Raw genomic sequence first — 26,157 nt, 5'->3', positions numbered from 1 at the left:
CACCATCCCCATCATCATCATTCCAAAAATAATAGCGATGCACTAAATCATCTAGACTCACTGAAGTCACTGATGGAGGAATTATCATGCCTATATCACCAAGCGTACTTCCATTTATTAACTTTATTGGATTTGTGGCACTTGATGTATTAGTTGACGATGTGATGATTCGACCATCAGGCAATCTAATAGACAATAACATGTCAGTAGTGGTCAACTTAGTTCGACCTCCATCAAATGTTAAATACGGAGCAGAACCTTCAATCACTTTTGAGGTATAAGCCGACAATGCCTGAGAACCTTGCGAATAAGACAATAATAACAATGGAGCAAATGCTAAGCACGACCTCAATAAGAGCCTCGGCCTCAACGACAACTTTGTCGATGATGTCAAGCTCAATAATGAACTCGATGATAAAAATGAGAATTGAGTCTGGTTTCGACTACGGTGAAAATGAAAAAGATTTAGGGCGTAGGTTTGGCAGGCCAGATGCCAGATGCCAGATGCCATACATGATAGCGCATTTCGATTATCCTGTCAAGTAAATTTTTGTTTTATTTCGATTTTTTATAATTGACTGCTCAACTAATGAGCTTTCCCTTGCTTTAAAAGCGATGAAATTATAACCTGTTGAAAAATAATACGCTAGTTTTTTGTTAAAAAATTTAAAGTTTTGTTAAAGATTAAATCAGCTTACGTTGGTGTGCTTCGGGGAATGATTTTCCCGGTTGTTTTTTTATTGCCTTTAAAAATGCCGACAACTAAGTAAGATTAGCACGTCAAGAAGGGGGGTGTGGTTTGGCTTTATAGGATTTCGTATAAAAATCCTTCAACTCGTGCGCACAGATGCCATTTATTTTTTAAAAGGCCAAAACGTCCTAAACCAAACCACTCCCAGCTATTTTATACTTTATATATAATACTAGGTATTAAAATGTTTTTACTGCAATTTATATAATTTGATCAATATACCCTTTCACAATATTGACACTTTTTTCAAAGAGTTGTTTTTCATTTTCGGTAAAATCAAGCTTGATCACTTTTTTGATTCCATGCTGATCTAAAATTGCAGGGACACCAATAGCAACATTTTTATAGCCATACTCTCCGTCTAAAATACAACTGAGCGCTAATGCTCGGTGGCTGTTGGTGAATATATGTTGGCATATTTCGGTAATAGTGCTGGCAATACCGTATTCGGTACAGTGTTTCCGATTCGCTATTTCAAAGCCCATTTTTCGAGCTTGGCTACCCACTTCGTCAAAATCAATTTTGTTTTTTTCTAAATCATTGAGATTAATACCATAAACTGATGAATGAGACCAAACAGGAAACTGTGAATCACCATGTTCGCCTACAATAAAGGCGTCAATGCTTTGTGGACCTATGTCCATTTTTTCACCCAATAATCGACGTAATCGCACCGTATCAAGCCATACTCCTGTGCCAATCACTCGGTGACGAGGTAGACCTGATAGTTTCCAGACTTGATATGTGATGGCGTCGCAAGGGTTGGTTGCAATTAAGAAGATGCCTTTAAATCCATTACTCATCATGTTAGGTACAATGCTAGCAACAATTTTAGATGTGCCAGCAAGTTCTTCGGCTCGGCTTTTTTGGGCTATGCCTGATGTGACGGTGATAATGGCAATATCTATGTCAGCACAATCTGTCGATTCACGCAAGCTAACTTTAACCATGTTTTGCCGATAAGCAGCGGCATCTAATAAGTCTTGCGCATGTCCATAGGCTAGCTCTTTATTGAGGTCAACGAGTGCGATTTCTTCACAAATGCCTCGGTTAACCAATGTATAAGCTGTTGTTGATCCAACATTACCCACGCCAATAATCATTACTTTTCGTAATTTCATGTTAAGCCTCTCTTGATTTAAGAAATAGGTAAAACGGTAAAAATTAGCTCAATAATATACCTTTAGGTATTATCAATAAAGAGACATTATTGCAACCCAGTTAATTATTTGTATTGTGCTAACTATTAGTTAAATAGACGGAATTACCTACTATTTAATTGAGTTTTATATACAATAAATTCAGGCTATCGTTATGGCAATAATAAAGCAAGAAACAGCGAGTTTTAAAAAGGATTTGACTTTATTGAACTAAATGATAATAATTCTCATTAACATTTAATCTTATTGCTGTTTCATTATTATAACTAATTAAATAAAAGATCTCTGCTTGATTGTTATATCGCTATCACTGAATTTTGTTATTTGATTATGTGTTGTTTGCAAGGAGTCGCTAATGAAGTTCATTTTTTTTAAAAACCGCAAAACGTTATTAAAGGTTATCTTAACTTCGTTAATTATTTTGACCGGTCTTTCTGAATCTTCCCATGCGGTAGGAAAAAAGTTTAAAGTAGTTACCACCTTTACCATTATTCAAGATATCGCACAAAATGTTGCTGGTGATGCTGCTGAGGTTGAGTCAATTACTAAAGTCGGGGCTGAAATTCATGAGTACGATCCCACCCCCAAAGACATTACCAAAGTGCTTTCCGCCGATTTAGTGTTATGGAATGGCCTTAATTTAGAGCTTTGGTTTAAACGCTTTTTTGAAGATGTCAAAGATGTACCTTCGGTTGTAGTGACAGAGGGTATTGAGCCAATGCCAATTCAAGAAGGTAGCTATAAAGGTAACCCAAATCCGCATGCTTGGATGTCGCCAACGTTGGCTTTAATTTATGTTGAAAATATCCGTGCGGCGTTTGTTAAATATGATCCTAAAAATGCAGAGATTTATAATAAAAATGCAGCCGATTATATTGCTAAAATTAAAGCACTTGATGCACCATTACGTGAACGTTTAGCTAAAATTCCTGAAGCTAAACGTTGGTTAGTCACCAGTGAGGGCGCGTTTAGTTATTTGGCTCGTGACTATAATTTGAAAGAGGCTTACCTTTGGCCAATCAATGCCGAGCAACAAGGTACCCCCCAGCAAGTTAGGCATTTAATTGATTTAGTTAGAGCAAATGATATTCCTGTTATTTTTAGTGAGAGTACTATTTCAGATAAGCCCGCTAAACAAGTTAGTAAAGAAACCGATATTAAATATGGCGGCGTTTTATATGTCGATTCACTTTCAACTAAAGATGGCCCTGTACCCACTTATATTGATCTACTCAAAGTGACCGTTGAAACTATCGCTAAAGGATTTGAAAAATAATGACTCAAATTTGCTTGAATGTTGATGATATCACCGTGACTTATAATAATGGTCATACCGCAATTTATGATGCTAGCTTTCGCTTAAATGGTGGCACTATCTGTGCGTTAGTTGGCGTTAATGGTAGTGGTAAATCGACGTTATTTAAAAGCATTATGGGGATGGTTCGTCCAACTCGTGGTCATGTCACATTTAATGATATGTCAGTTAAGCAGACCTTAAAACAAAATATCATTGCTTATGTGCCACAAACCGAAGAGGTCGATTGGGATTTTCCTGTCCTGGTGTCAGACGTGGTCATGATGGGGCGATATGGGCATATGTCTTTTTTACGTATTCCAAGTAAAGAAGATAAAAAACAAGTCGATCTTGCCCTTGAACGTGTCAATATGCTCGATTTTAAACATCGTCAGATTGGTGAGCTGTCAGGTGGGCAAAAAAAACGGGTATTTTTAGCTCGAGCGTTAGCTCAGCAAGGTAAAGTGCTATTGTTAGATGAACCCTTTACTGGAGTTGATGTTAAAACTGAAAATGCCATTATTGATCTGTTGAAAGATCTACGTAAAGAAGGCCATTTGATTTTAGTTTCAACTCATAACCTAGGTAGTGTGCCTGAATTTTGCGATCAAGTGGTGTTAATTAATCAAACTGTTTTGGCCTTTGGTCCAACTAAAACAACCTTTACACCACAAAATTTAATGACCACCTTTGGTGGTGCCCTGCGTTATCTGAGTTTGTCGGGCGAGAAATTGCACGATGATGAAGATCCTCGTAAAGTATCGATCTTAACCGATGATGAACGCGCTGCAATTTTTTATGGGGAAGGTAAGCATGACTCGCCTCATCGAGATTTGCTGGTTAACCATCACGATAATGAACCAAAAGGGCAATAATAAATGGAACTATTACTTGAGCCATTCACCTACGGTTTTATGTTAAAAGCAATTTGGGTAAGTAGTATTGTGGGTGCTGCCTGTGCCTTTTTATCGGCTTTTTTAATGTTAAAAGGTTGGTCACTCATGGGCGATGCGCTTTCGCATTCTGTCGTGCCTGGTGTTGCAGGGGCTTATGCATTGGGGGTACCTTATTCTGTTGGTGCTTTTTTTACCGGATTACTCGCTGCGCTAGCCATTACGCTAGTGCGTGCCTTTACGCGATTAAAAGCAGATGCCATTATTGGTTTTATCTTTTCAACCTTTTTTGCTGTCGGTTTGTTAATTATTTCGCTCAATCCAACATCAATCAATGCGCAAACCATTATATTTGGTAATATTCTAGGAATTGATGATAGTGATATGTGGCAAGTGCAAATCATTATTTTGGTGTCATTTATATTACTTTTCTTTTTTTGGAAGGATTTATTAGTCGTTTTTTTTGATGAAACCCATGCCCGATCCATTGGATTAAAACCACTACCGTTAAAAATCCTATTTTTTACCATTTTAAGTGCCTGCACTGTTGCGGCACTGCAAACTGTTGGAGCCATTTTAGTAATTGCTATGGTTGTTACACCCGGTGCAACCGCTTACTTATTGACTAATCGATTTTCGCACTTATTGATTATTTCGGTTCTAATTGGTGCGATAACAAGTGCTATTGGTGCTTGGATCAGTTACTTTTTAAATGGCGAAACTGGTGGCGTTATTGTTACGTTGCAAACGCTAATATTTATTGCTGCATTCTTATTTGCTCCACAGCAAGGGTTAATTGTAAATCGCCTTAGGATCCGCCAAAGCCGTTTAAATAAAAGGGGGCAGGTATGACAGAGTTTTGGGAATATATCTATTATCCACTTACTCTTCCCCTTATTCAGCGCGCAATCTTAGCTTCGTTAGCAACCGGTATTGTGTGTGCCCTACTATCTTGTTTTTTAGTTTTAAAAGGTTGGTCGTTAATGGGGGATGCGATTTCGCATGCGGTTTTACCCGGCATTGTGCTGGCATATGTAGCAGGTATCCCTATTATCATTGGTGCTTTTGCTTCAGGCCTATTTTGCTCGGTTGCAACAGGTTATATTAAAGAAAACAGTCGCATTAAAGAAGATACGGTCATGGGAATTGTGTTTTCGGGGATGTTTGCTTTTGGCTTAGTGTTATTTTCCAAAGTAGATACATCGCAACATTTAAATCATATCCTATTTGGTAGTGTGCTCGGCACCAGTTATGACGAGCTTAAACAGATCATCTTCATTGCTGTAATTGTGTCACTTTTAATTATTATTAAACGTCGTGATCTAATGCTCTATTGCTTCGATCCAGTGCAAGCTAAAGTTGTAGGACTACCCGTTAAGTTACTACATTATGGTTTGTTGAGTGTTTTGGCTTTAACTATTGTAGGATCATTAAAAGTCGCTGGGATGATTTTAGTTATTGCAATGTTGATAGCCCCAGGCATCACAGCTTTTTCATTAAGTAAACGCTTTGAATGGATGTTAGTGATTGCCGTATTGGTTTCAACATTTTCAACAGTGATAGGAACGTTAATAAGTTATTATATAGATGCGTCAACCAGCGCTTGTATCGTTATTTTACAAGCAACTCTTTTTTTATTTGCCCAAACTTACCAGTTTGTTGCTCACAAAAAAGTGCGCCGTTAAATTAATTTTTGAAACTACTATTGAAATCACTATTAAAACTACATTGTTAATAGCTATAAAAAAACAGCGTAAATATATTTGTAACTGTATTTACGCTGTATCGATGCTTATTACTTTTAGTTTTTACTCATCATCCAGATATTTACTGTTATCTGCATAATTATCAAAACGTGAAAACTGACCTTGGAATTTTAATCGTACTTTACCAATTGGTCCGTTTCGTTGTTTTCCTAAAATGATTTCAGCAATACCTTTATGTTCTGATGCTTCGTTATACACCTCGTCACGATAGATAAACATAATCACATCAGCATCTTGTTCAATAGAGCCTGATTCACGCAAGTCTGAGTTAACAGGTCTTTTATCAGCACGTTGCTCTAAGCTACGGTTAAGCTGTGAAAGTGCAACAACAGGAATTTGTAACTCTTTCGCCAAAGCTTTTAGTGAGCGCGATATTTCGGCAATTTCTAATGTTCGGTTTTCAGAAATATTTGGTACTCGCATAAGCTGTAAGTAATCAACCATAATCATACTTAATCCTTTATGCTCACGATAAATACGTCTGGCTCTTGAGCGTAACTCCATTGGCGTTAAACCTGATGAGTCATCGATATAGATATTTTTCTTTTCCAGCAATAATCCCATAGTGCTTGAAATTCTTGCCCAATCATCGTCTTGTAATTGCCCTGTTCGAATTCGAGTTTGGTCAACACGCGAAAGTGACGCTAACATACGCATCATAATTTGTTCTGATGGCATTTCTAAGCTGAATATTAACACCGGCTTTTCTTGCTCTAGGGCAGCATTTTCACACAAATTCATGGCAAAGGTGGTTTTACCCATTGATGGCCTTGCTGCAATAATAATTAAATCGGAACGCTGTAAACCAGCCGTTTTTTTATCTAAATCAGTATAACCGGTTGAAACCCCTGTCACACCATCATGTGGACGTTGGAATAACTCTTCAATCTTAGCCACTGTTGCTTCTAGTACTTCAGTAATACTTTTTGGTCCTTCGCCTTGTTTAGTTCGGCTTTCAGCAATCTGAAATATTTTACTTTCCGCCAAGTCTAAAATTTCGGTACTATCGCGCCCTTCGGTGGCATAACAGTTATCGGCAATATCATTTGATGCACTAATTAATTCACGCAAAATCGCTTGTTGGCGAATAATATCGCTATAAGCAACAACATTAATCGCACTTGGGGTGTTTTTAGAAAGCTCAGCCAAATAAGCAAATCCACCTACATCGGCTAATATGTCTTTACTTTCAAGACTTTCTGAAAGAGTAATTAAATCAATTGGCGTCCCTTTGCTGACCAAGGTATGCATTTCAGAAAAGATCAATTGATGATGACGCGAGTAAAAATCTCGCTCAGTGATCATTTCAGATACCGCATCCCAACGTTGATTATCAAGCATCAAGCTACCCAGCACCGCTTGTTCAGCTTCGATTGAGTGCGGTGGAAGCTTGATATTGTGCAGATTGGATTTTTCTGCTTCTTGATTTTTAGAATCTTTGTTTGCTCTTGTTCGATCAGTATTCATTACATTCATCTTTTGTTCTAAATTGAATTTATTGCTAAGCTACTTCGCTTATCTTAAAAATAATGGACCTAAACTAGGATCGGGTATTTGGTATTCAGATGGATAATCCACCTGAACTAAATATAATCCTTCTGGTTTTGCTGTTGCGGCAGCTTGCGTTCTGTCCTTAGCTTGCAAAAGTTCATAAATCCACTCTGGACGCTGATTTCCCGCTCCAACTTCAAGTAAACTACCCACAATATTGCGTACCATGTGGTGCACAAATGCATTGGCTTTTATATCAACAATAATATATGCACCCTGCCTTGTCACTTCAATATGATGAATATTGCGCCAAGGCGTTCTTGATTGGCATTGAGCCGCTCGAAATGATGAAAAATCATTTTCGCCTAATAAATACTGCGCAGCTTGGTGCATTAAAGTTTCATTAAGCGGTAAATAATAATGCGATACCCCTTTAGCTAAAATCGCAGGGCGATAACGATGATTATAGATCACATAACGATAACGCCGAGCTGTCGCACTAAACCTTGCATGAAAACTATCCTCAACTATTTGCGACCAGCGCACTGCAATATTATCAGGTAAATGCGAATTAACGCCCATTGTCCAAGCACTCGGTGAGCGCTCGGCTTGAGTTTCAAAATGCACAACTTGTCCTGTAGCATGCACGCCAGCATCGGTTCGACCAGCACAAAATACGCTGATTGGCGCATTAGCAATAATTGATAATGCAGATTCTAGCCGCTCTTGAATAGAATCGACAGATTGCTGACGTTGCCAGCCAAAATAACCACTACCATCATATTCAATACCAAGGGCAATTTTACAGGTAGTCATTAATCAGGATCTCAAGCGTCTCAATTAACATCAATGCTCCTAAATAACGGATATTATCGGCTACTGACCAAAATTGAATTTGTTCATAATGACCATAACTGTGTCTTAAATTCGCCAACTTTATAACCAAATTGTGTTCTGATTCGGTACTGACTTCGGTCACTGGCGTTGGCAAGTTATCGCCTTGCACTTCAACACCAAATTCACCAAAGCGTGCCATATCTAATTCAATTGGCAAGCTACTTGATACATTAATTGCTTGTGAAACGCCATAAAACACGGGCACAATCACTGACTCGATAGAGACAGGAAGTTCATAATTACTCAATACTTTACGGATTTGATCAACTTGGGATTTTTCTCCTAGTATTGCATCGTGATGTTCATGCGATACCGGCAATAGATTAAAGGCTAATTGCTTATCAAACAGTTGATTATCAACTGGCATACCATTTAACAATCGAGCACTTTGCCCGGCCAGCTCATCAACACCCGGCTTACCATACAATGATGCTGGGATAAAACTAGTCGCATGTAAATTTGTTAATAATTCCATATCAGTTAACGAAGCAACACAACGCAACAACTGGCATACAGTGGCACTAGCAACGGCAATGATGTTTTCATTACGGTATTCGGTCAATACACTGTTATTAACTTTAGGTACCACTAATGGAATATGATCTTGCTGAGCAAAATAGCCACTTGCATCAATCACCACACATCCAGATTCTGCAGCAACTTGCGCATACTTTTCACTAGTTTTAGCACCAGCGACGAAAAAAGCAAAATGGCACTCGCTCCAATCCATTTGCGTACTATCAATCACCGTTAAATTTTTGCCAGCAAAGCGAACTATTTCGCCAGCACTATTGTCGCTACCGACTAAATAAAGATTTTCAATTTTTAGATTACTGTCTTGTAAACTACGTTGCTGTAGTAACTCAACTAGCGCAGAACCAACTTGGCCTGTCGCCCCCACAATAGCAATATTCCATGCAGACATATTTATAAACCCAATAAAAAATTTAGCGGTAATTATATCACTATATTGTCAAAGATAGCGGAAAAAGATATATAACAATAGCATTAGATGAATAGATTTTATTTGACTATAAGTCTGAACAGTAAAACGATAAGCCATCATCAAGATGGCTTTGTTGATACTGAGCTTTTAATTATAGTTAACTCGATTATTATATTAATATCTAGCTACCTAACTCATCTTCCGCGTGTTGTATTGCTTGTCGATCCTGCTCAATTAAACAAGTAAGTACTTTATGTAAATAAAGTTCGATATCACTTTCATGAATTGGAGCTGGTGTAGCTAAACACATTTTACTTATGTTTTGTTTTAATGCTGTAAATGAATCTTGTTGTTGTTTTTTGTTATCAAGTTGATTTACTTTTTCTTTTAGCTGATCTTGATAATAACGATAAACTCTAGTAGCGAGACTATAATCGGAAGAGCCATCCTTAGATGATTGTTCAAAAAATGCAATTGATTCTTCTAATGTTAAACCATACTCAACAGCGCCTTCGTGAAATTTAATATTAAATTGGTTAGGATAGATAATGTGATAAGTTGCTTCTGGCATATTGATTTGCATCTCTTTAAGCACAAATTTCATATTACTTGTATCAATATTGTAATGCTTCCATAATGTAGGAAAAGTTCCAGACTCATCTTCAATCGGCTCTGATTTTATTGACAATAATGTGTAAATATCGCCACTTGGTGCAATATAGTAATGCTGATAGCCATTCCAAAGATTAGGATTATTAGAAAAAGAATTATTTGCTAAAAAAAGCTTATCAATTACCTGATTTTTGCTGATTAAAGATAACGTAATATCTCGCCCTAAATTAGGTAAATCTTCTTCGTTTTGATTCTTAGGATTAATTGGGCTAATGCTCAATTTTAGTTGAAAATCATTACCATTGTAGACTATAGGATCATCATCGATTAATTTATCTAACTGTTTAAAATCAAATTTCAAATTGTTGAGTGGGCAACGGCTATCATATTTTATCTTTTCTTTTTTATCGAGTTGATTATATTCATCTTCGTTTCTAGCACAATCTTGTTGCAATTGATACATATCAACACTCATAAAAAATGGTTCACCACGATATTTAGAGTTAATATCAAGTAATTGACCACAGACACAATAACTAAACATAAATAAAATTGCGCCCAATAAAAGTTTCAGTTTCATATCAAATTCCTTTTTCTACCTCATGTTAGAATCATTTCATTCTAATTTTTCATTCAAGTATATTTTTCACGTTATATATAACATGGTTATATTACTTATGCCATATTTTTGATACAGCATATCCGTTTAAGCGGTTTAGATAGCTATGATAGATATTTTGGAACACAGATCGACAAAACAAAATTCGATCCCTTACAAAACAACTCAATATCAGTAAAGTGATAAGCCATTTTAATTAATTTTATTTATTAATATGAAAAAAATCACCCTATCAACAATTGCCAAAAAAGCCAACACATCAGTCGCTTCGGTATCTAGAGTGTTAAAGAAACCACATTTAACATCCTCTCAAATACAACTACGAGTTTATAAAGCTATTGAGGAATTAAATATGGACACATCAAAAAATTTCAAACCCTATAAACCAATACATAACAGTGGCAAGATATTAATTATTGATAACCAACTTTTTTCAAAGAGCTTAATCAATATTGGTTTAGAACAAGAACTAAAAGAAAAGCAGTATCAAGTGTTTTATTTGCAGTTTCCTTATAATAATAAAAGTGATATCCATCATATTATTCGTTATGTTGCTCAAAATGCCTTTGACGGAATTATCATTATTAATGATGCTCCCTACTTAAAAACATTGGTTGCTTATAAAAATACATTACCACCTATTGTATTAGTTAATCACTTTTCGCTTGATTTTATTTGTGTACACTTTGATCATTTGTTAATTGGGCATCAAATAACAAAATATTTGATTGGTAAATCACATAGCAAAATTGCCATTTTGCTTAACGATGAAACACTAACCAGCTCCATGCTTTTGCTACAAGGTTATAAACAAGCTTTACTGCGCGCCAGCATTGCAATTGAACCCCAATATATTATTCACGGCTGCTTTACCTATCAACATGCTAGATCGGCGGTAAATAAACTAATAAACAGCACAACATCACCTACCGCGATTATTTGTACCGATCATTTTAGTTTAAATTACTTGAATAAAAATAACTATAAAGAACAACACCACCAATCACCTGATAGCATGATTCTGGGAGCGTTGCATCAAGCCAATGAAAATAAAGCAAAACTGACTAAACCACTTACAATATCGTATTTTAGTGCTTCTAAGGAACTTAAATACAATGAATTAGATAACCTGTGCAGAATAAATAAACCATTGTTTAAAATGGGCCAAAAATCGGCGACTTTACTGTGTGAGCTTATAGAAAACACAATAAAACCCATTAAGCGCTGTACAATCATTAACACTGAATCGATGTTTTATTAATGTTTGAGCCGCATGATTTATTGTTAAACTTATTGTAATCAACGTTTCACCTCCAAGTTCACTTACTAGTTACATTTGGTCGATGATTTCTTGTTCTTTTTCTTGGTTAAAGATATGTTTGAGCTCGTTATTGACATGCCAAGTATCACAACTTAATTCGTTGATATCTTGTTTTTGTTCCTCTTTATTACAGATAATAATCACCCCTTTCGCTACCGCAGTGTAACTACCCCCTAAAATAGTACAGCCCAAAAGTAGAAAATTCTCTATGATAAAGGTAAAAGAGGATTGAAACATGAAAAAGATGACAGAGCATCAAATCGTATCTATTTTAAAAGAAGTTGAAGCAAGTATTCCTATTAAAGAGTTTTGCCATAAATATGGCATGAAAATTCAATATTTTATAAATGTTTTGTTACCAACCATGATAACAAATCCGCCTTTACCGATACAGGAAACACACAAAAAAAAACATTAATAAAATCAATAACTTTTCTGACCGTTTTTGTAAGAAAAATAGGAATAAGTGTATTTTTTATTTTTGAATAGAGGATATATAGCACTCAGTCAAATTCAATTCGTTTTGTGTTATTTAGTCCCTAAGAAGCAACAATTCTATCCGCTATCTTTATGAATTGCAGTGGCTGTATCTTCATAGTCTATTTATGATCTGCAAGATCGCAATTTTCGTTGCAAGTACACTGACTTTTACTGTTGGTATTTTAGCAATTTGCTGGATTCCTAAATCAATTTCTAAATAACGATAAGGGAGTTGTAACTATCCTTTTAACTAGTACAGCAAAAAGTAGCAAATTCGCTTTGGTAAAAATAACTGAGTACCAAATCGTCTTTATATTAAAATTATAGTTTAGGCAGAGATTTTCTGAACCTAGTTTACAATCACAACTTCTACTGTACTATTTGCCCATTTCTTACATTGGTATAGCTTATTATCTTGTAAAAAAGATTCAGGAGTCTATACCGTTTCATATCTAACCAAGTCATTAAAAACCACTAGCTTGAAGAACTTGTTTTTTGCGGTGAGATTTAAACCAAGCAAGACTAGTTGATGAATGTTGATATTAATCGTTTTGGCGATAATTTGTTACTTTGCATCACGCCGGCGCCAATAAATTGCTGGTCTTGATAAATTCGCACTAAGGTTTCAACTTGCGTAGTATTTTCAAGTTCAATGGTTCGTCCTAACAATATATCTTTTCCTTGTGCCTCGCTCAGGGTAATTTTGGGACAATCTTGTAATGGGCTGTCAACTGGCATAAGTAAGTCATCTTTCTGGTCGATATTTTGTAACTGCTCTAACGTGACCATGTTTTCAATCGGGTAATTGGAAACTTGCAAACGCCTTAAATAAATAACATGTGCCCCACAACCCAGTAATTCACCTAAATCATCAATAATTGTGCGAATATAAGTGCCTTTAGAGCAGTGTATTTCTAGGGTTAATTCGTTTTTTATGGCGTCAAATTGGATAAATTGATTTTCGTAAACGGTAATCGGTCTAGCTTCACGTTCAATGATAATACCTTGGCGAGCATATTCGTAAAGTGGTTTTCCTTGATATTTTAAAGCCGAGAACATGGTTGGTACTTGTAAAATATCACCTCGAAAATGTGTTAAAGCTTGGTTAATTTGCGATTCGGTTACGTTGACAGGCTTAGTGCAAATAATTTGCCCATCAGCATCAGAGGTATCTGTACGTTCACCAAGTTTGGCAATCACTCGGTAGCGCTTATCTGAATCTAATAAATACTGTGAAAATTTGGTCGCTTCACCAAAACAGATAGGCAACATGCCTGTCGCTAATGGATCAAGAGCCCCTGTGTGACCCGCTTTTTTAGCATTAAATAACCATTTCACTTTTTGCAGCGCATCGTTAGATGTCATGCCTTGGGGTTTGTCTAGTAACAAAACGCCGTGAAGATCACGGCGAGTTCTTTTTATATTCATCATTTATTTTATACTGAAATGTATAGTTACCTGAAATTTTTTGACAAAATTCAGGACTATTTTTTTAATATTAATCTTTATGACGCTCGTTATCATGCTTGATAACATCCGCCACCAAACTCGACATTTGCATACCTTTAACGAGCGACTCATCGTAAAAGAATTTGATCTCAGGAATGATTCGCAAACGCATAGCTTTGCCAATCAAAGTGCGAATATAGCCTTTAGCATCATTAAGTACTGCTAAACCTTGTTCAATTACTTGCGGATCATCGTCATTTAAAAAAGTGACAAACACTTTAGCATAGGCAAGATCGCGCGAGATATCAACACCCGAAACAGTGACCATGCCAAGTCGAGGATCTTTGATTTCTCGTTGTAAGATAATTGCAATTTCTTTTTGCAATTCATGCCCAACTCTAGATGAACGATTAAATGCTTTTGCCATATCTATTTTCCTTAAAAAATGAATAAGCAAGGCCTAAACCTTGCTTATAACATATTGCGTAATAATTAGATAGTACGCTTGATTTCGATGGTTTCAAAGACTTCGATCGTATCGCCAACGCGAACATCGTTATAGTTACGTACACCAATACCACATTCGGTTCCGTTACGGACTTCATTAACATCATCTTTAAAGCGACGTAATGATTCAAGTTCACCTTCATAGATAACTACATTATCACGTAGAACACGAATTGGATTGTGACGTTTAACCACACCTTCGGTTACCATACAACCAGCAATTGCACCAAATTTAGGTGATTTAAATACATCACGCACTTCAGCAAGACCAATGATTTCTTGTTTGTATTCTGGTGCAAGCATACCACTCATTGCTTGTTTAACTTCATCAATTAAGTCATAAATAACAGAATAGTAACGTAGATCTAAGTTTTCTGATTCGATCACTTTACGTGCTGATGCATCGGCACGAACGTTGAAACCTAAAATAATTGCATTTGATGCAGCTGCCAGTGATGCGTCAGTTTCAGTGATACCACCCACGCCTGATCCAATAATTTTAACTTTAACTTCGTCTGTTGATAGCTTAAGTAATGAATCAGAGATCGCTTCAGTCGAACCTTGAACATCCGCTTTTAATACGATATTAAGCTCAGAAACATCGCCTTCTGTCATATTAGTAAACATGTTTTCAAGTTTCGCTTTTTGCTGACGAGCAAGTTTCACATCACGGAATTTACCTTGTCGATAAAGGGCAACTTCACGTGCTTTCTTTTCATCACGCACAACAGTTGCTTCATCACCTGCTGATGGCACCCCAGACAAACCAAGGATTTCAACTGGTATTGATGGACCCGCTTCTGTCACTTCTTTACCTAGTTCGTTACGCATTGCGCGAATACGTCCATATTCAAATCCACAAAGAACAATGTCGCCTTTACGCAGTGTACCTGATTGCACAAGAACAGTAGCTACCGAACCACGACCTTTATCAAGGAATGATTCAATCACCACACCACTTGCCATACCGGTTTCGTATGCGGTAAGTTCAAGCACTTCCGCTTGTAATAAAATAGCTTCAAGCAGTTGATCAATACCGGTTCCTGCTTTAGCCGAAACATGAACAAACTGTGTATCACCACCCCAATCTTCTGACATTACACCATATTGAGCAAGTTCACCTTTTACACGCTCAGGATCGGCTTCTGGTTTATCAATTTTGTTCACAGCAACAACAATTGGCACGTTTGCTGCTTTAGCATGTTGAATTGCTTCAATGGTTTGTGGCATCACACCATCATCGGCTGCGACTACAAGTACCACAATATCTGTTGCTTTAGCACCACGCGCACGCATTGAAGTAAATGCCGCATGACCCGGAGTATCTAAAAATGTAATTTCACCGCTTGCGGTTTTAACATGATAAGCACCGATGTGCTGAGTAATACCACCGGCTTCACCTGATGCCACTTTCGCTTTACGGATATAGTCAAGCAATGATGTTTTACCATGGTCAACATGCCCCATAATAGTGACAACTGGCGCGCGTGCAACTTTTTCTGCACCGGTATCACGGTCGCTCATAAGTGATTCTTCAAGCTCATTTTCACGACGTAATACCACTTTATGTCCCATTTCTTCAGCAACAAGCTGCGCAGTTTCTTGGTCAATAACCTGATTAATGGTTGCCATCGCACCCATTTTCATCATAGTTTTAATCACTTCAGAGCCTTTTACGGCCATTTTGTTAGCAAGTTCAGCAACAGTGATGGTTTCACCAATCACAACGTCACGGTTGACTGCTTGTACTGGTTTGTTAAAGCCTTGTTGTAATGTGCTTTTACCTTTCTTTTTATGACCACTACGAGTCACTGCACGTGCTTCTTCACGCTCAGCTTTACCTTCAGATAATTTGCTACCTTTTTTCTGCTTAGTTTGTTTACCACTCCGACCTCGACCACGCGCGCTTTCAACCTCACGATCGGTGTCGTCTTCAGCTGCACGGGCATATTTAGAAGTTGTAACATGATAATCTTCATCTTCGGTAGTGTCTTTTTCGTCGATATTACTATATTGTTCAGCTAATTTGCGCGCTTCTTCAGCCATGCGTTTAGCGTCTTCTTCTAGTTTACGACGATTTTCTTCTTCAGCTTTACGTTTAATTTCGTTCGCTTCTGCTTCTAATCGTGCTTTTTCTTCTTGCGCTTTTTTCACTTTTGGATCGTTGGATTGTTCTTGCACTGCTTTTGCTTTTTCTTCTTGTGCACGTTTTTTAGCTTGTGCTTCTTCGCGTTTTTTTGCCTCTTGTGCGGCTAGTTTTTCTTTTTCTTCCGCCTCTTTTTTGGCTTTTTGTTCAGCTTCAAGGCGTGCTTTTTCTTGCTCAGCAGCAATTTCGGCTGGATCACGTTTAACAAAAGTGCGTTTTTTACGCACTTCTACTTTAATTTCTTTACTTTTACCACCACCGCTAGACACATTCAAGGTTGAGTGCGTTTTACGTTGCAATGTCAATTTTGTTGGGCCTTGCTGAGGTTTTAAGTGGGCAAGCAAAGCTTCTTTTTCCTTTTGAGTCACAGTATCAGACGCAGTTTTATTCATACCTGCATCGGCAAACTGTTGCAAAAGTGTTTGCACTGGAGTGTTGATTTCTTGAGCCAGTGTTTCTATTGATACTTTGGTCATGTATTACTTTTCCTCAATTATTCATCTGCAAACCAACAAATATTACGTGCAGCCATAATAAAATCGCCAGCTTGTTTGCTTGTTAAGCCTTCAATATCGGCTAGATCTTCGGTACCTTGTTCTGCTAAATCTTCCAAAGTAATGATGTCATGTTGCACTAATTGATAAGCTAACTCTTGTGTCATACCTGGCAGATTAAGTAAATCTTGAGCAGGTTGTTTGTCGCCACTATTTGCTAGTGCAAGTGTTGTTAATGCATCTTTTGCTCGGTTTCTTAATGCTTCAACTAGTTCTTCATCAAGATCTTCGATTTCAAGTAATTCATCAACAGGTACATAGGCAAGTTCCTCAAGCGAGGTAAAGCCTTCTTCAACTAATAGCTGTGCAAGCCCTTCATCAATATCAAGATGTTTAATTAGATTATTGATTGCTGCAAAAGATTCTGCATGGTGTTTTTCTTGCAAATCTTCGGTACTCATTACATTTAAAGTCCAACCAGTCAGTTGAGATGCTAAACGAATATTTTGACCATTTCGACCAATGGCTTGTGGTAAGGTGTCTGCATTTACCGCAACGTCCATGGTATGTTTATCTTCATCAACAACGATCGAAACCACATCAGCAGGTGCCATGGCATTGATTACATATTGTGCAGGGTTATCGTCCCATAAAACAATATCAATACGTTCGCCACCAAATTCATTCGATACAGCTTGTACACGCGCTCCACGCATACCAACGCAAGCACCAACAGGATCAATACGACGGTCATTACTGCTAACAGCAATTTTAGCACGTGAACCCGGGTCACGAGCTGCGCCTTTGATGTCGATCATCTCTTCACCGATTTCAGGCACTTCAATGCGGAATAGTTCTTCCATCATTTCGGGGTTCGAACGGCTAATGCAAAGTTGTGCTGGTTTATTATTCTGTTCTACAAGATATAAAATCCCTCGAACACGATCGCCAATACGGAAATTTTCACGCGGTAACATATCATGGCGTGACATCATGGCATCAGCATTGTTGCCTAAGTCAAGAATGACACTATCGCGATTGGTCTTTTTGACAATACCTGTCACAATATCGCCAATACGATGTCTAAACATGTCAATCACCATGGCACGTTCAGCTTCGCGCACTTTTTGCACAATAACTTGTTTAGCTGTTTGCGTGGTGATACGGTCAAAAGCAACTGACTCAATTTGCTCTTCAACATAATCGCCTAGTTGCACTGATGGATCTTCGTATTGTGCTGCATCTAATGTAATTTCTTTCGTTGGTTGGGTAACTTCGTTAACAACTAGCCAACGACGGAAGGTATCATAATCGCCAGTTTTATGGTCAATTTTTACAACAACATCAATATCAACAGCATGTTTCTTTTTAGTGGCCGTTGCTAATGCAGTTTCTAACGCTTCGAAAATTTTGTCACGCGTAAGCGCTTTTTCGTTTGATACCGCTTCAACAACAGCTAAAATTTCTTTATTCATCCTTTACATCCGTACTCTATTTAAGGTTAAAATTAGGTACAATGTTTGCTTTTTGTATATTGCTAAAAGCAAACACTTCATCATTATCGTCGACAGTTAATGTAATCATCCCACTATCGATAGACTTAATTCGTCCTTTCCATTTGCGACGGTTAGCAACAGGAATACGCAGACTCACTGTGACCTCTTCACCAACAAAACGCAGGTAATGTTCAAGCGTAAACAAAGGCCTGTCCATTCCTGGCGATGAAACTTCAAGATTGTAAGCATCTTTGATAGGGTCTTCGACATCCAGTACTGCACTAATCTGTCGGCTAACATCAGCACAATCATCAACCGTTATACCATTCTCACTATCGATATAGACTCGTAGTACAGGGTAACGACCACGAATATATTCAACCCCGACTAATTCAAAACCAAGCGCATTAACTGGCTCTTGGATAATGTTGGTTAATTGCTGTTCTATATTAGCCAAACAAACCTCCACTGCAAAAAATAAAAAAGGGCATAAAGCCCAACATTTCTTTTAAACTTACGTTTAAATCATAACACAAAAAAAACCTCGACATGCGAGGCTTACATTTAAATACTAACTATAATGAAGCCACTTCATTCGAACTTTCACACAATAGCAGGATAGATTGGTATGAATGAAAATTTAAGTGGTTGCGGGGGCTGGATTTGAACCAACGACCTTCGGGTTATGAGCCCGACGAGCTACCATGCTGCTCCACCCCGCGATAGATGAGTGAGAATTATACGGTATTTTGAATAAAATGCAACTGCAAATCACTGTAGTTTTATTCATATGCCTAAAATTGTGAAAAAACATTACACGTTAATTCTAGCGTGTTTAATAATAATACAAGGCATAACCGATAAATTTATATCGGCACAATAATTCACATTTCAATGCAACTATTTGTACCGATAATTCAGTGCGTTAAATTACTTATGAGTTGCCTTTTTCATGGTTTTAACAAAATTTGCTAACTGGCTAAGCATTTGTTCTGGGTTATTAAGATTTTTCTCAATAATTTTAACAGTTGCAGATCCACTAATTGCCCCTGCCGCACCTGATTTAATCGCTTCGCTAACTTGAGTTGGCTCGGAAATACCAAACCCTTGTAAAGCAGCAGGCGCTCCAAACTCAATTAATTTTTTTAACAAATGAGTAAGTGGTTTATTCGCGCGATTTTCAGCACCCGTAACACCGGCACGAGATACCAAATAGGTATAACCTTTACCATACTTAGCAATATTTTTAATGACTTCATCATCAGCATTAGGTGGACAAATAAAAATGGGTGCGATATTGTATTTTTCCGCTGCAACTGTAAATTCTTGTGCATATTCAACAGGTAAATCAGCAATCAATACCGAATCAACTCCCGCTTTGGTGCACTTGGCATAAAAATTGTCGATACCATTTTTGAACACTAAATTAGCATAAATAAGTAACCCAATTGGAATATCAGCATGTTGCGCTCTCACATTAGTTAAAATCTCAAAACACTTTTCAACAGTTATTCCCCCTTTAAATGCACGAATATTAGCATTTTGGATAGTTGGACCATCGGCCATCGGGTCTGAAAATGGTATGCCTAACTCTAACGCATCGGCACCAGATTTGATCAATGTTTGAATAATGTTAAAAGACAGTTCTGGCGTTGGATCGCCAACTGGAACAAAAGGAACAAAGGCACCTCGTTTTTCGGCTGTTAATGTGGCAAACAGTTTTTTATAACGGCTCATTCGACTTCTCCTTTTGCTTTTAAAATGTCGTATACGGTAAAGATATCTTTATCGCCACGCCCTGAGAGATTAACAATTAATAGCTGTTCTTTCGTGGGATTTTCTTTGATCATTTTCATAGCATAGGCTAATGCATGTGATGACTCTAGTGCAGGAATAATGCCCTCATGTCGCGATAAAGCCTTAAAGGCATCAAGCGCTTCATCATCGGTAATTGAAACATAATCAGCGCGCCCAATGCTATCTAAGTAAGCGTGCTGTGGCCCAACTGATGGGAAGTCAAGTCCTGCTGATATTGAATATGATTCTTCAATTTGCCCTTCATCTGTTTGCATCATTGGCGATTTCATACCAAAATAAATCCCCAATTTACCATGTTTAAGCGAAGCTCCATGTTCACCGGATTCAATACCATGACCACCAGGCTCAACACCAATTAATCTGACCGATTTATCGTCAATGAAATTAGCAAACATACCAATAGCATTTGAACCACCACCAACACAAGCAATCACCGCATCTGGCAAACGCCCTTCTTTTTCAAGGATTTGTTGTTTTGCTTCACGGCTGATCATTTGCTGAAATTCACGCACAATGGTTGGGAATGGGTGAGGGCCTGCTGCCGTACCAAGCATATAATGAGCCTTTTCATAACTTCCAGACCAATCACGTAATGCTTCGTTACAGGCATCTTTTAACGTCGCTGAACCTGTTTCAACAGGGATCACCGTTGCCCCCATCAGTCGCATTCTAAACACATTCGGTGCTTGGCGTTTAACATCTTTTGCGCCCATATAAATTCGGCATTTTAAACCAAGTAGTGCACAAGCCAACGCTGAAGCAACACCGTGTTGCCCTGCCCCTGTTTCGGCGATAATTTCGGTTTTACCCATTCTTTTAGCAAGTAACGCTTGCCCTAAAACTTGGTTCGTTTTGTGTGCACCACCATGGACTAAATCTTCTCGTTTTAAATAAAGCTTGGTTTTCGTGCCAGCAGTTAGATTTTTGCATAAAGTTAATGCAGTTGGTCTGCCAGCATAGTTGACTAATAAATCGTTAAATTCTTTTTGAAAGTTGGGATCGTTGATAGCTGAAATAAAGGCGTCCTCAAGTTGCTCAAGTACAGGCATTAATATTTGGGGAACATATTGCCCACCAAATTCGCCAAAATAAGGGTTTAATTTAGACATAACCATTCCTTTTTTTTTAAATTAAAAATTAAATTTGCTCAAATGCAGCTTGAATTTTCTGTTTATCTTTAATTCCTGGCGAAACTTCAACCCCTGAATTAAGATCAACCCCCATCACGCCTGTCGCTAACGCGGCCTTTATATTTTTTGGGTTAATACCACCTGCTAAAATGACATTATTTAAATTGTGATTAGCAAGCATTCTCCAATCAAAACATTTACCCGTGCCACCCGCCCCGTTGTCGAATAGATAACGTGAAACTAATGGATTGTCATGTTTAGGGATGGTGCTTCCAATACTTAGTGCTTTCCAAATTTGGCAAGTTTTAGGTAATTCTTGTCGCAATGTTTCGATATAGTTTTCATCTTCATCACCATGCAGTTGGACAGCATACAAAGATAACTGTTTTGCGATTTGGCATACGGTTTCAATTTCTTCATTTCGAAAAACACCGACCCAATTCAGTGGTGCAGAGGCAATAACAGATCGTGCCTTAATTGGCTGTATATAACGCGCTGAATTTGGCACAAAAATCAAACCACCATAGACAGCACCAGCTTGATAAGCATTTACTGCGTCTTCGGCGCGTGTTAAGCCACAGACTTTATTTTCACCTAACATTACTTTGCGAATTGCCAACGTTAAGTTTGGTTCAGACATTAACGCACTACCAATTAAAAATCCATGAGCGTAATGGCTTAATTCTTTAACTTGATTATGAGTATAAATACCTGACTCACTAATAATAATGCGATCGTCAGGAATTGATTTCGATAAAACTTTTACCCGATTTAGATCAACCGTTAGATCCCTTAAATTACGATTATTAATACCGATCACTTTAGCACCAAGCTTGATTGCACGTTCAACTTCCGCATCGGTACTTGTTTCAGTCAGTATACCCATATTAAGTTGATGAGCAATTTTACTTAAATGATCATATTCATCATCGTTCAATACAGATAACATTAATAGTATCGCATCAGCTTGATAATAACGCGCTAAATAGATTTGATACTCGTCGATAATAAAATCTTTACAAAGCACTGGTTGTGTCACTTCATTGCGAACTATCGGTAAAAATTCAAAGCTACCTTGGAAATATTTTTCGTCAGTTAGCACCGAAATTACTGAAGCATAATCATTATAAACCTTAGCAATACTAGCGGGATTAAAATCATCCCGAATTAATCCTTTTGACGGTGATGCTTTTTTACACTCTAAAATAAAGACAGTTTCAGGTTGATTTAGCGCTTGATAAAAATTGCGATCACTTGGGGTTACCGCTGATTGAAAAGTCGCAAGTGGCTTTATAGCCTGCTGCTCAGTTAACCAAACTTGCTTATCTTCAATAATCTTTTTTAATACTGTTGCCATTTCAACATTTTTTACTAATGCTGCAATTGCCATGTTATTCTCCATTTATTATCTTGCTGCTAATTGTTGTAATAGCGCATAGGCTTTACCACTACGCATCATATCAATTGCACGTTGCGCATTTTGTTTTAAATCTAGTTCACCAAATAAGCTCATTAACATTGCGACATTGGCTGCAATAGCGGCCTCGTGAGCGGGTTTACCATGACCTTGTAAAATGGCAAGCAACATATCACGATTCTGCTCTGGTGTCCCACCTTCAATATCTTTTAAGGTAAATGTTGGTAAGCCAAAATCATCTGGAGTAATTGTAAAATAACGGATTTCGCCATTTTTAACTTCAGCTACTTGAGTTGCTCCATGAATAGCCACTTCGTCCATTCCTGCACCATGCACCACATAAGCATGGGTATAGTTCAACATTTTTAATGTTTCGGCAATAGGTTTAATTAAATCAGTATGATACACACCCAATAAAATACGTTTAGGACGAGACGGGTTTATCAATGGTCCTAATACATTAAAAATGGTACGTGTTTTTAACTGTTGTCGAATAGGAGCCGCATGACGGAAGCCTGAATGATATTGCTGGGCAAACAAAAAGCAGACTCCTAGTTCGTCTAACGCTTGGCGCGACGCTTCAGCGGACATATTTAATCGAATCCCCAAAGACGATAACACATCTGAAGATCCTGATTTACTTGATACTCCACGGTTACCATGTTTTGCCACTTTATACCCCAATGCCGCCGCCACAAAGGCACTGGCAGTTGAGATATTAATACTATTGGTACCATCCCCGCCGGTTCCGACAATATCGGTAAAATCGTAATCGGGAATATCAAAAGCATCTGCATTTTCAAGTAAAGCCTGAGCGGCACCTGCAATCTCATCAGGTTTTTCGCCTCGAACTTTCATACTAATAATTGCACTCGCCAATATCGTTGGTTCAATTTTTCCTTGAATAATTAAATTAAATAATACTTTGCTTTCTTCTTGGCTTAATGTTTGTCCTAAATACAATTTATTTAGTGTTGGTTGAATATTGTATTCTTGCTTATCTACAATAGCTTCTTGTTTTGGTTGTTCTTTCTTTTCTGGTGGATTAAGTGCCCACGCAATTGTTTGCTCTAATAGTTTTACCCCTTGAATGGTTAGAATTGATTCAGGGTGAAACTGAAAGCCACAAACACGATCTTCATCATTACGCACCGCCATAACAACATTGTTGCAAAGCGCATTAATAGTGAGTGTTTTGGGAATATTCTCGCCTTTTAAAGAGTGATAACGCGCAACTGGTAGCGGATTGGGCAATTCTTTAAACATCGCCTGCTGATCGTGTTCAATCAACGAGGCTTTACCATGTAATATATCACCGGCTGGCACAATACTACCGCCATAAGATTCAACAATTGCTTGATGTCCAAGGCAAATGCCGATTATTGGCAATTTCCCTTTTAAACGTTTAAGCAGATCAGGCATACAACCGGCTTCACTTGGAGCACCAGGACCTGGAGATAACATTAAAATAGGATTTTGCATTTGTGACAATTTTTCAATAATTACATCAGTCGCAATTGTGTTTCGATAAATAGTCACACAATGTTTGTTATTACGTAATTGATCAACTAAGTTATATGTAAAAGAATCAACATTATCAATAAATAAGATATTAGCCATTAGAATTCACCTTCTACATGATGTGCGGCCATAATCGCGTGGATGACGGCTCGCGCTTTATTACGCGATTCATCAGATTCTGATTGTGGTTCTGAATCCAAAACCACACCGGCACCAGCTTGTACTGTTGCAATACCCTCTTCTACGTACGCACTACGAATCACAATACAAGTATCCAAATCACCATTAGCAGTAAAATAACCAACCGCACCGCCATAACTACCACGTTTGACTTTTTCAGACTCAGCAATTAATTGCATTGCTCTAATTTTAGGTGCTCCCGTTAATGTCCCCATATTCATGGTAGCTTGATAAGCATAAAGCGCATCTAAATCATCACGCAATTGTCCAACAACCCGAGAAACTAAATGCATAACAAACGAATAACGGTCCACTTTTAATAACTCTTTGGTGTAACGAGTACCTGGTTTACAAATGCGGGCTAAATCGTTACGCGCTAAATCCACTAACATCAAGTGTTCAGCCAGCTCTTTTTTATCTGTACGCATTTCAAGCTCTAACCGGCTATCTAAGTCATAATCAATCTCGCCATTGGTGGTTAACCCACGTGGACGGGTGCCCGCAATAGGGTAGATTTCAACTTGATTGGTTGCTTTAGTGTATTTAAGTGCACTTTCAGGCGATGCGCCAAATAATATAAAATCATTATCTTGCATATAAAACATATACGGGCTTGGGTTGTTATTTTTTAATACCCGATAAGCCGATAACGGTTCTGGACAAGGTAAACTAAAACGCCGTGAAGGCACAGCTTGGAAAATTTCCCCCTGCTGAATCGCATCTTGCATCTTTTTGACAATCGTATTGAAATCATCATCGCTTTTATTACAAGTCACTTCAATATCCGTCAACGACTGAGTACTAATCGGTTTTATCGGCTTATTTAATGTTTTTTGTAAGTTTTCTAATTGTTGAGTTAATCGCGAAATCTCAACAGAATCATCCGTAAAAGCTGTCGCTTTTAAAATTGACTCATGATCTTGATGATTAATTTCTAATAGTGTTTCTGCCAAATAAAAACAGAAATCTTGACAACGCTGATCTGTGGGTAAACTAGGTAAGTTCTCAAATCCAGAAACGAGATCATAACCAAATAAGCCACCGACAAAAACTGCATCTTGACCGTATTGTTCTGGAATATCCACAATAGTTAATAATGTTCGTAAGGAGTCAAAAACAGACAATGACTTTAACCGTGAGTCTTCATCTTGCATACTATCAATATCAGGAAAAACCAATTTAAGTGTTTTTTCATCCATTTGAACATTGACTGGTTTATCCAAAAAAGCATGTTGCAATAAAGGTAATAGTTTTTCACCATTTGTAGTCAGTGCTTTAAAAGTGACTTCATTATTTATTGCCGAAATGCGTAATGCACTATCGACAATCATAACACTTTTAATACCTTGCTTATTATCAATTTCAGCCGATTCAAGCAGTAATGTTGCCGGCCTGTTATTACATAATTGACAAAACACTTGAGTCGGATCTTGATAATAACCAATGGTTTTGGTTATCTGTGTTAATGTTGGCTTATTCATTGTTGACTCTCTACATTCAAAGTTTATTCAAATTTATGTGATATTGGCAAGAAGCTACAAAACCCGCTTTTAGCGGGTTTTGTAAAATAAGACAATCTCATTACATCACCCTAAAGAAATCATACTCCAACAACCAAAACGAGTTATTTTATTTATATTTAAGTGATGTTTTTGATATTGCATAATTTTATTTGCTTTGAGTTATTTATCAATTTTGTACTATTAAACTAGTTCATTGATGCAATGTCAAGTGAATATTTTGTACTCAGTAATAAAATTGATATAGAA

General features: G+C 37.5%; 23 protein-coding genes and 1 tRNA gene. 6 read left to right on the top strand and 18 right to left on the bottom strand.

Annotation, left to right across the window (positions count from 1 at the left end; genetic code table 11):
• Nucleotides 1-511 (bottom strand): hypothetical protein (locus GQ598_RS08010; protein ID WP_160403507.1); only part of this gene is annotated, 511 nt, incomplete at its 3' end.
• A 440-nt stretch (nucleotides 512-951) separates the two neighbouring features.
• On the bottom strand, nucleotides 952-1,872 hold the full coding sequence (locus GQ598_RS08005) for an L-lactate dehydrogenase (protein WP_160403505.1): 921 nt from the start codon (nucleotides 1,870-1,872) through the stop codon (nucleotides 952-954).
• Nucleotides 1,873-2,266: 394 nt separating this feature from the next.
• Between GQ598_RS08005 and GQ598_RS08000 the strand changes: the two genes are divergently transcribed.
• The 4 genes from GQ598_RS08000 to GQ598_RS07985 are packed head-to-tail and all read left to right on the top strand — an operon-like array spanning nucleotide 2,267 to nucleotide 5,783.
• A complete protein-coding gene (locus tag GQ598_RS08000) occupies nucleotides 2,267-3,187 on the top strand; it encodes a metal ABC transporter substrate-binding protein (protein ID WP_160403502.1) in 921 nt (306 codons plus the stop codon).
• A complete protein-coding gene (locus GQ598_RS07995) occupies nucleotides 3,187-4,080 on the top strand; it encodes a manganese/iron ABC transporter ATP-binding protein (RefSeq protein WP_085247479.1) in 894 nt (297 codons plus the stop codon). The genes GQ598_RS08000 and GQ598_RS07995 overlap by 1 nt, the downstream gene beginning before the upstream one ends.
• 3 nt (nucleotides 4,081-4,083) lie before the next feature.
• Entirely contained in the window at nucleotides 4,084-4,950 is an 867-nt protein-coding gene (locus GQ598_RS07990; protein ID WP_085247480.1) for a metal ABC transporter permease, read from the top strand.
• Entirely contained in the window at nucleotides 4,947-5,783 is an 837-nt protein-coding gene (locus GQ598_RS07985; RefSeq protein WP_160403500.1) for a metal ABC transporter permease, read from the top strand. Before GQ598_RS07990 ends, GQ598_RS07985 begins: the two co-directional genes overlap by 4 nt.
• A 123-nt stretch (nucleotides 5,784-5,906) precedes the next feature.
• On the opposite strand, the gene dnaB is transcribed toward GQ598_RS07985, so the two are convergent.
• The 4 genes from dnaB to GQ598_RS07965 all read right to left on the bottom strand — a co-directional run bounded on the left by dnaB (nucleotide 5,907) and on the right by GQ598_RS07965 (nucleotide 10,390).
• Complete coding sequence (dnaB, locus tag GQ598_RS07980; RefSeq protein ID WP_160403498.1) at nucleotides 5,907-7,331, bottom strand: replicative DNA helicase; 1,425 nt, start codon at nucleotides 7,329-7,331, stop codon at nucleotides 5,907-5,909.
• Between the two features lie 48 nt (nucleotides 7,332-7,379).
• The gene (gene truA, locus GQ598_RS07975; RefSeq protein WP_160403496.1) at nucleotides 7,380-8,171 is read right to left on the bottom strand and encodes a tRNA pseudouridine(38-40) synthase TruA; all 792 of its coding nucleotides are present in this window, start codon (nucleotides 8,169-8,171) and stop codon (nucleotides 7,380-7,382) included.
• Nucleotides 8,158-9,177 (bottom strand): aspartate-semialdehyde dehydrogenase, encoded by a 1,020-nt coding sequence (locus GQ598_RS07970; RefSeq protein ID WP_160403494.1) that lies wholly within the window; start codon nucleotides 9,175-9,177, stop codon nucleotides 8,158-8,160. Before GQ598_RS07970 ends, truA begins: the two co-directional genes overlap by 14 nt.
• Nucleotides 9,178-9,379: 202 nt before the next feature.
• The gene (locus GQ598_RS07965; RefSeq protein ID WP_160403492.1) at nucleotides 9,380-10,390 is read right to left on the bottom strand and encodes a hypothetical protein; all 1,011 of its coding nucleotides are present in this window, start codon (nucleotides 10,388-10,390) and stop codon (nucleotides 9,380-9,382) included.
• Between the two features lie 253 nt (nucleotides 10,391-10,643).
• Between GQ598_RS07965 and GQ598_RS07960 the strand changes: the two genes are divergently transcribed.
• Entirely contained in the window at nucleotides 10,644-11,690 is a 1,047-nt protein-coding gene (locus GQ598_RS07960) for a LacI family DNA-binding transcriptional regulator (RefSeq protein ID WP_160403490.1), read from the top strand.
• 69 nt (nucleotides 11,691-11,759) lie between these two features.
• Here the strand turns inward: GQ598_RS07960 and GQ598_RS07955 are convergent, their stop codons facing one another.
• Nucleotides 11,760-11,987: a hypothetical protein gene (locus GQ598_RS07955; RefSeq protein WP_160403489.1), complete on the bottom strand. Its 228-nt coding sequence runs from the start codon at nucleotides 11,985-11,987 to the stop codon at nucleotides 11,760-11,762.
• On the opposite strand from GQ598_RS07955, the gene GQ598_RS07950 reads away from it, so the two are divergent.
• Nucleotides 11,986-12,168 (top strand): hypothetical protein, encoded by a 183-nt coding sequence (locus GQ598_RS07950; RefSeq protein WP_160403487.1) that lies wholly within the window; start codon nucleotides 11,986-11,988, stop codon nucleotides 12,166-12,168. The genes GQ598_RS07955 and GQ598_RS07950 overlap by 2 nt on opposite strands.
• Nucleotides 12,169-12,752: 584 nt before the next feature.
• Here the strand turns inward: GQ598_RS07950 and truB are convergent.
• From truB to GQ598_RS07895, 11 genes are all read right to left on the bottom strand, one after another.
• Nucleotides 12,753-13,661 carry a tRNA pseudouridine(55) synthase TruB gene (truB, locus tag GQ598_RS07945; RefSeq protein WP_160403485.1) on the bottom strand — a complete coding sequence of 303 codons (909 nt, stop codon included), beginning with the start codon at nucleotides 13,659-13,661 and terminating at the stop codon, nucleotides 12,753-12,755.
• Between the two features lie 67 nt (nucleotides 13,662-13,728).
• On the bottom strand, nucleotides 13,729-14,106 hold the full coding sequence (gene rbfA, locus GQ598_RS07940) for a 30S ribosome-binding factor RbfA (RefSeq protein WP_065586528.1): 378 nt from the start codon (nucleotides 14,104-14,106) through the stop codon (nucleotides 13,729-13,731).
• Between the two features lie 65 nt (nucleotides 14,107-14,171).
• Entirely contained in the window at nucleotides 14,172-16,808 is a 2,637-nt protein-coding gene (gene infB / locus GQ598_RS07935; RefSeq protein ID WP_160403483.1) for a translation initiation factor IF-2, read from the bottom strand.
• A gap of 17 nt (nucleotides 16,809-16,825) precedes the next feature.
• Nucleotides 16,826-18,301, bottom strand: a complete 1,476-nt coding sequence (gene nusA, locus GQ598_RS07930) for a transcription termination factor NusA (protein ID WP_091345966.1) — start codon at nucleotides 18,299-18,301, stop codon at nucleotides 16,826-16,828.
• Between the two features lie 16 nt (nucleotides 18,302-18,317).
• Nucleotides 18,318-18,779, bottom strand: coding sequence for a ribosome maturation factor RimP (gene rimP, locus GQ598_RS07925; protein ID WP_091345968.1), 462 nt, complete (start codon nucleotides 18,777-18,779; stop codon nucleotides 18,318-18,320).
• A 188-nt stretch (nucleotides 18,780-18,967) separates the two neighbouring features.
• Nucleotides 18,968-19,044, bottom strand: a tRNA-Met gene (locus GQ598_RS07920).
• A gap of 208 nt (nucleotides 19,045-19,252) precedes the next feature.
• Complete coding sequence (trpA, locus tag GQ598_RS07915; protein ID WP_160403481.1) at nucleotides 19,253-20,059, bottom strand: tryptophan synthase subunit alpha; 807 nt, start codon at nucleotides 20,057-20,059, stop codon at nucleotides 19,253-19,255.
• Nucleotides 20,056-21,249 (bottom strand): tryptophan synthase subunit beta, encoded by a 1,194-nt coding sequence (gene trpB, locus GQ598_RS07910; RefSeq protein WP_085247493.1) that lies wholly within the window; start codon nucleotides 21,247-21,249, stop codon nucleotides 20,056-20,058. The genes trpA and trpB overlap by 4 nt, the downstream gene beginning before the upstream one ends.
• Nucleotides 21,250-21,277: 28 nt before the next feature.
• The gene (trpCF, locus tag GQ598_RS07905; protein WP_160403479.1) at nucleotides 21,278-22,660 is read right to left on the bottom strand and encodes a bifunctional indole-3-glycerol-phosphate synthase TrpC/phosphoribosylanthranilate isomerase TrpF; all 1,383 of its coding nucleotides are present in this window, start codon (nucleotides 22,658-22,660) and stop codon (nucleotides 21,278-21,280) included.
• Between the two features lie 15 nt (nucleotides 22,661-22,675).
• Complete coding sequence (trpD, locus tag GQ598_RS07900) at nucleotides 22,676-24,307, bottom strand: bifunctional anthranilate synthase glutamate amidotransferase component TrpG/anthranilate phosphoribosyltransferase TrpD (RefSeq protein WP_160403477.1); 1,632 nt, start codon at nucleotides 24,305-24,307, stop codon at nucleotides 22,676-22,678.
• A complete protein-coding gene (locus GQ598_RS07895) occupies nucleotides 24,307-25,869 on the bottom strand; it encodes an anthranilate synthase component 1 (protein WP_160403475.1) in 1,563 nt (520 codons plus the stop codon). Before GQ598_RS07895 ends, trpD begins: the two co-directional genes overlap by 1 nt.
• Nucleotides 25,870-26,157 lie beyond the last annotated feature (288 nt).

Source organism: Gilliamella sp. Pas-s95 (assembly GCF_009795795.1).
Lineage (GTDB): Bacteria > Pseudomonadota > Gammaproteobacteria > Enterobacterales > Orbaceae > Gilliamella > Gilliamella bombicola.
This window is presented reverse-complemented; position numbering and strand designations above follow the sequence as displayed.

Coding starts and splice junctions, on each gene's coding strand:
- GQ598_RS08005 (WP_160403505.1), bottom strand. CDS start 1,872: ATGAAATTACGAAAAGTAATGATTATTGGCGTGGGTAATGTTGGATCA.
- GQ598_RS08000 (WP_160403502.1), top strand. CDS start 2,267: ATGAAGTTCATTTTTTTTAAAAACCGCAAAACGTTATTAAAGGTTATC.
- GQ598_RS07995 (WP_085247479.1), top strand. CDS start 3,187: ATGACTCAAATTTGCTTGAATGTTGATGATATCACCGTGACTTATAAT.
- GQ598_RS07990 (WP_085247480.1), top strand. CDS start 4,084: ATGGAACTATTACTTGAGCCATTCACCTACGGTTTTATGTTAAAAGCA.
- GQ598_RS07985 (WP_160403500.1), top strand. CDS start 4,947: ATGACAGAGTTTTGGGAATATATCTATTATCCACTTACTCTTCCCCTT.
- dnaB (WP_160403498.1), bottom strand. CDS start 7,331: ATGAATACTGATCGAACAAGAGCAAACAAAGATTCTAAAAATCAAGAA.
- truA (WP_160403496.1), bottom strand. CDS start 8,171: ATGACTACCTGTAAAATTGCCCTTGGTATTGAATATGATGGTAGTGGT.
- GQ598_RS07970 (WP_160403494.1), bottom strand. CDS start 9,177: ATGTCTGCATGGAATATTGCTATTGTGGGGGCGACAGGCCAAGTTGGT.
- GQ598_RS07965 (WP_160403492.1), bottom strand. CDS start 10,390: ATGAAACTGAAACTTTTATTGGGCGCAATTTTATTTATGTTTAGTTAT.
- GQ598_RS07960 (WP_160403490.1), top strand. CDS start 10,644: ATGAAAAAAATCACCCTATCAACAATTGCCAAAAAAGCCAACACATCA.
- GQ598_RS07950 (WP_160403487.1), top strand. CDS start 11,986: ATGAAAAAGATGACAGAGCATCAAATCGTATCTATTTTAAAAGAAGTT.
- GQ598_RS07955 (WP_160403489.1), bottom strand. CDS start 11,987: ATGTTTCAATCCTCTTTTACCTTTATCATAGAGAATTTTCTACTTTTG.
- truB (WP_160403485.1), bottom strand. CDS start 13,661: ATGATGAATATAAAAAGAACTCGCCGTGATCTTCACGGCGTTTTGTTA.
- rbfA (WP_065586528.1), bottom strand. CDS start 14,106: ATGGCAAAAGCATTTAATCGTTCATCTAGAGTTGGGCATGAATTGCAA.
- infB (WP_160403483.1), bottom strand. CDS start 16,808: ATGACCAAAGTATCAATAGAAACACTGGCTCAAGAAATCAACACTCCA.
- nusA (WP_091345966.1), bottom strand. CDS start 18,301: ATGAATAAAGAAATTTTAGCTGTTGTTGAAGCGGTATCAAACGAAAAA.
- trpA (WP_160403481.1), bottom strand. CDS start 20,059: ATGAGCCGTTATAAAAAACTGTTTGCCACATTAACAGCCGAAAAACGA.
- trpB (WP_085247493.1), bottom strand. CDS start 21,249: ATGTCTAAATTAAACCCTTATTTTGGCGAATTTGGTGGGCAATATGTT.
- trpCF (WP_160403479.1), bottom strand. CDS start 22,660: ATGGCAATTGCAGCATTAGTAAAAAATGTTGAAATGGCAACAGTATTA.
- trpD (WP_160403477.1), bottom strand. CDS start 24,307: ATGGCTAATATCTTATTTATTGATAATGTTGATTCTTTTACATATAAC.
- GQ598_RS07895 (WP_160403475.1), bottom strand. CDS start 25,869: ATGAATAAGCCAACATTAACACAGATAACCAAAACCATTGGTTATTAT.